We start from the raw sequence: 2,482 nt of genomic DNA on the forward strand, positions 1-2,482 counted from the left end.
CCCATCAGCAGGCGTACTTTTTCGGAGAACGGCGAGGTTGCGTACTGGTGGAGGATGAAGTCTGCCATGTTGTCGGTGATCGCCCCGTGTTTGTCTTGCCGTGGTTGCCTGTGATTGCCTGCGCGCAAGGGCGCCGGCGGTTGCCCGTCAGCGCCCTGCCTGCTTCAGCGCCTTGAGCGCCATGTTTTCCACCAGCGCCGGCGCGAGCAGGCGCAGCCAGAGGCCGAAGCGGCCCTTGGCGGTCATCACCAGTTCGCGCTTGCGCGCGGCCATGGCGCGCAGCATCTGGTGCGCGCACTCCTGCGCGCTCATGGCGCCGTCCTCGCGCAGGCGGCTTTCGCCGAGCGCGCGCCCATCGGGGCCGAAGCCGTTGATGCGCGTGTCGGTCGCCACCACGCCGGGGAAGACCACGCATACGTCCACGCCGGTGCCGCGCAGTTCCGCGCGCAGCGCCTCGCAGAAGCCGGCCAGCGCGAACTTGCTGGCCGAATACGCGGTGCGGCCCGGCACGCCGATCTTGCCGGCGAGACTGGACACCGCCACCATCAAGCCACCGCGCGCGCGCAGGTGCGGCAGCGCCTCGCGCGTGCACCACATGGCACCGAAGTAGTTCACGCGCATGACCTGCTCGTAGTACCCGAAATCCGACACCTGCTCGAAATACCCATGGGCGGACACGCCGGCATTGTTGACCAGCACGTCCAGCCCGCCGAAATGCCCGACCACGTCGGCCACCAGGTGCCGGCGGCCGCTTCGTCCGACACATCGACGCGCCAGACCGCCGCCTCGGCGGCCGGGCACTGGCGGCGGATGCGCTCGGCCAGGGCGTCGAGCATGTCCACGCGGCGTGCCGCCAGGGCCAGCCGCGCGCCCTGCCGCGCCAGCAGCATGGCCAGCTCCGCGCCGATGCCGTCCGAGGCGCCGGTAATCAGCACCACCTTTCCCGTGAAGGATGCGAGGGCGGCCATGGTCTCAGTCCAGCAGGTCGGGCTGTTCCTTCACGATGCGGGCGTACAGCGGCTGGAACTGGAACCAGCCAGCCTGCGCCGTGCCGACGATCGAATACGCCTGGCGCGCCGCGGCGTCCGAGATCATCTTCAGCGGCGCATTGGTGCGCGCGGCGGCGGCTTCGGCCAGCAACTGCACCTGGCACGAGCGTTCCATGGTGATGAACCACCACGCGGCCTCGTCCACCGTCTTGCCCACGGTCAGCAGGCCGTGGTTCTGCAGGATGGCCGCCTTGTTGGCGCCGAGCGCATTGGCGATGCGCTGGCCTTCGTCCAGCTCCACCACCACGCCGCCGAATTCGTCGTAGACCGCGTGGTCGCCATAGAAGGCGCACACGTCCTGGGTCAGCGGATCGAGCGGGCGCCCCAGCGTGGACCAGGCGCGGCCGTGCGTGCTGTGCGAATGCGCGGCGGCCACGGCGTCCTCGCGGGTCTGGTGCACGCGCGAATGGATGGCGAAGGCCGCGGCATTGACCGGGTAGTCGCCCTCCACCACATTGCCGTGGTGATCGCAGCGGATCAGGTTGGACACCTTGACCTGGCTGAAATGCACGCCGAAGGGATTGACCCAGAAGGTGTCGGTGAACTCGGGGTCGCGCGCGGTGATATGGCCCGCGACGCCTTCGTCGAAGCCGAACTTCGAGAACAGGCGGAATGCCGCCGCCAGCCGCTGCTTGCGGTGCAGGCGTTCCTCGGCCGGGGTGTCGAACTTCGGCGGGCGCGGGAGCACACGGTACTTGGCCTTGACCTCTTCGGACAGGCCGGCGGCCATGTCGTCCGGGTTGTCTTGCGGCATGGTGTTTTCTGCCGGGGCATTGCTGGGGAGTCTCCTTTTTTTGTTTGGCGGCCGGACCGGGCCATGCCCGGGACGGCCGAAGGCACCTTGCCGGCTTACACCAGCTTGACCAGCTGCTTGCCGAAATTCTTGCCCTTGAGCAGGCCCATGAAGGCCTCGGGCGCGCTGGCCAGCCCCTGCGCCACGCTTTCACGGAACTTGAGCTTGCCCTGCGCCACGGCGGCGCCCAGTTCCTGCAATGCCTGCGGCCACACGTCCATGTGCTCGGACACGATAAAGCCTTCCACGGTCAGGCGCGATACCAGGATCAGCTGCGGGTTCTTCAGCGGCATCGGCTGGCCGTCGTAGCCGGCGATCATGCCGCAGACCGCGATGCGGCCGAAGGCGTTCATGCGGGCCAGCACGGTGTCGAGGATCTCGCCGCCCACGTTCTCGAAGTAGCCGTCCACGCCATCCGGCGTGGCTTCCTTGAACATGGTGTACAGCTCCTTGCTGTCCTTGGCGGCTTTGTAGTCGATGCAGGCATCGAAGCCCAGTTCATTCACCACGTAGTCGCACTTGTCCTTGCCGCCGGCGAAGCCCACCACGCGGCAGCCCTTGAGCTTGGCGAGCTGGCCCACCACGCTGCCGACCGCGCCGGACGCGGCGCTGACCGCCACGGTCTGGCCAGCCTTGGGCG

At 68.2% G+C, this 2,482-nt stretch carries 2 protein-coding genes and 1 pseudogene; all 3 read right to left on the reverse strand.

Features of this window, described 5'->3' with window-relative positions; all coding sequences use genetic code 11:
• Window positions 1–147: 147 nt before the first annotated feature.
• Window positions 148–968 (reverse strand): annotated as a pseudogene (locus AC1DO7_RS40935) (SDR family oxidoreductase).
• A gap of 4 nt (window positions 969–972) precedes the next feature.
• On the reverse strand, window positions 973–1,803 hold the full coding sequence (locus tag AC1DO7_RS40940; protein ID WP_477117541.1) for a class II aldolase/adducin family protein: 831 nt from the start codon (window positions 1,801–1,803) through the stop codon (window positions 973–975).
• Between the two features lie 95 nt (window positions 1,804–1,898).
• Window positions 1,899–2,482: zinc-binding dehydrogenase (locus AC1DO7_RS40945; protein ID WP_477117542.1), on the reverse strand; the 584-nt coding region annotated here is incomplete at its 5' end.

The organism is Cupriavidus sp. 05N40 (assembly GCF_056397305.1).